This is a genomic window from Methylobacterium variabile (assembly GCF_001043975.1).
GTDB lineage: Bacteria > Pseudomonadota > Alphaproteobacteria > Rhizobiales > Beijerinckiaceae > Methylobacterium > Methylobacterium variabile.
This window is the reverse complement of the sequence record NZ_LABY01000270.1, coordinates 1-2,589: the sequence shown is the minus strand read 5'-3', so window position 1 is coordinate 2,589 and position 2,589 is coordinate 1. Positions and strand designations below refer to the sequence as shown.

The 2,589-nt window shown below is 74.6% G+C and carries 3 protein-coding genes; all 3 read left to right on the top strand.

Annotated elements, in window-relative coordinates:
• Positions 1 to 571, top strand: a 571-nt coding sequence (locus VQ02_RS30515; protein ID WP_048448014.1) for an NUDIX hydrolase, incomplete at its 5' end; no start/stop codon positions are given.
• A 133-nt stretch (positions 572 to 704) separates the two neighbouring features.
• Entirely contained in the window at positions 705 to 1,736 is a 1,032-nt protein-coding gene (nadA, locus tag VQ02_RS30510) for a quinolinate synthase NadA (RefSeq protein ID WP_425339939.1), read from the top strand.
• Positions 1,733 to 2,589 (top strand): FAD-binding protein (locus VQ02_RS30505; protein ID WP_048448012.1); only part of this gene is annotated, 857 nt, incomplete at its 3' end. The genes nadA and VQ02_RS30505, both read left to right, overlap by 4 nt.

Below are 2,589 nucleotides of genomic sequence, written 5' to 3'. Positions count from 1 at the left end.
CTGGCGGGCCGGGCGGCCGCCGGCCCTCGACGCGATCGCGAACCGGCTCGAGGCCTGGGCCGGAGACGCGTCCGGCCCGGAGGAGCACCGGCGCCGGCTCGACCGGATCGGCCTGACCTTCGGCCTGGCCGGGGGCGGCTGGAACGAGGAGCGGGTGCTGGAGCGCTACGAGCTGCTGTTCGAGGCCGGGCTCGTGCCGGAGGCGGGCGCGCGAGGGGACGAAGCCCGTACCCTCGCCGGCCAGCCCATGGCCCTCGACCACCGCCGCATGCTCGCCACCGCCCTCGGGCGCCTGCGCGGCAAGATCAAGTATCGCCCCGTCGTCTTCGAGCTGATGCCGCCGGCCTTCACCCTGGGCCAGCTCCAGCGGGTGGTCGAGGCGCTCTCGGGCGTCGTGCTGCACAAGCAGAACTTCCGCCGCCTCGTCGCGCAGCAGGGCCTCGTCGAGGAGACCGACGCGGTCACCGCCGAGACCGGCGGGCGGCCTGCCCGCCTGATGCGCTTCCGCCGCGAGGTGCTGCTCGAACGCCCGGCGCCCGGCCTGCGCCTGTCTCCCGGCCGGTCGGCCTGAGCCCACAGAGCCGGTCCCAGAACGCGCCGACGGTTCCTTTCCGCACCACAGTCCTGTGGCGCGATGCCGCACTTATGCTCAGATGCAGCATATCTGGACAGTGACACGCAGCCGGACTAGCCTAGCCGGGTAAATGCTCATTTTGAGCATAACGGAGGCTGGAATGGACGCGATGATCCGAGAGGCGGCCGGGACCCTGCCCCTGGCGGACATCCACGCCCGGGTGAGGCACCACGTGCCGGCGGCCGAGTGGCCGGCCCTGGCCGGGGACGTGGCGGCGATCCAGGCGCTCAAGCGCGAGCGCAACGCCGTGGTGCTGGCGCACAACTACCAGGCGCCCGAGATCTTCCACACGGTGGCGGACATCGTCGGCGACAGCCTGGCGCTCGCCCGCGAGGCCGCCCGCACGGACGCGGACGTGATCGTGCTCGCGGGCGTGCACTTCATGGCCGAGACCGCGAAGATCCTGAACCCGGGCAAGACCGTGCTGATCCCGGACGAGGCGGCCGGCTGCTCGCTCGCGGACTCGATCACCGCGGCCGACGTGCGGGGCCTGCGCCGCCGCTATCCCGGCGTGCCGGTGGTGACCTACGTCAACACCTCGGCGGCGGTGAAGGCGGAGTCGGACCTCTGCTGCACCTCCGGCAACGCGAAGGCCGTGGTCGAATCCCTCGGCGCGCCGCGCGTGCTGATGATCCCGGACGAGTACCTCGCGCAGAACGTCCAGGCCGAGCTGCCGGGGATCGAGATCCTGACCTGGGCCGGCCATTGCGAGGTGCACGAGCGCTTCACCGCCGAGGACATCCGCGAGGCGCGGCAGGCCTATCCGGGCGTGACGGTGCTGGCCCATCCCGAATGCCCGCCCGCGGTGGTGGCGGAGGCCGACTTTTCCGGCTCGACCGCGGCGATGCAGGACTACGTCGAGGCGCGCCGGCCGGCGCAGGTGGTGATGATCACCGAGTGCGCGATGGCCGACAACCTCGCGGTCCGCAATCCTGACGTCGCGTTCGTCAAGCCGTGCAACCTCTGCCCGCACATGAAGCGGATCAGCCTGAGCAAGATCCGGCGCAGCCTGGAGACCCTGACGCACGAGGTCACGGTGCCGGACGACCTGATCGCCCCGGCGCGGCGGGCGGTCGAGCGCATGCTGGCGGTGCGGCCGTGAGGTCGGACCGGGTCGTCCAAGATCGGACCATCGTCGTCGGGGCCGGCGTCGCCGGCCTCGCCACGGCCCTGCGGCTCGCGCCGCTGCCCGTCACGCTGCTGACCGCGGCGCCCCTCGGCGAGGAGACCGCGACCGCCTGGGCGCAGGGCGGCATCGCGGCGGCGATCGGTCCGGACGACGCGCCGGCACTCCACGCCGCCGATACGATGGCGGCCGGCGCGGGCCTGAGCGACGAAGGAGTCGCGCGGCGCGTCGCCGAGGCCGGCCCCGGCCTGGTGGACTGGCTCCTCGGCCTCGGCCTCGCCTTCGACCGCACGCCCGACGGCGCCCTGGCGCTGGGCCTCGAGGCCGCCCACACCCGGCGCCGCATCGTGAAGGCCGGGGGCGACGCCACCGGCGCCGCGGTGCTCCGCACCCTCGCCCGGGCGGCGGCTTCCTGCCCGTCGGTCACGGTCGTGGTCGGGCGGGCGACGGCCCTGTTGCAGGACGGCGAGGGCCGGGTGACCGGGCTTGCCGCCCGGACGGAGCGGGGCATCGTCGCCCTGCCGGCGCGGGCGGTGGTGCTGGCGACCGGCGGCCTCGGCGGCCTCTACCGCTCGACCACGAACCCGGCCGGCGCGGTCGGCTCCGGCCTCGCCCTGGCGGCGCGGGCGGGGGCGATCCTGCGCGACGTCGAGTTCGTGCAGTTCCACCCGACCGCGATCGCGGTCCGGACGGACGGCCCCCTGCCGCTCGCCACCGAGGCCCTGCGCGGCGAGGGCGCGATCCTGGTCGATTCGGGCGGCAACCGGGTGATGGCGGGCATCGCCGGGGCCGAGCTGGCGCCGCGGGACGTCGTCGCCCGGGCGATCGC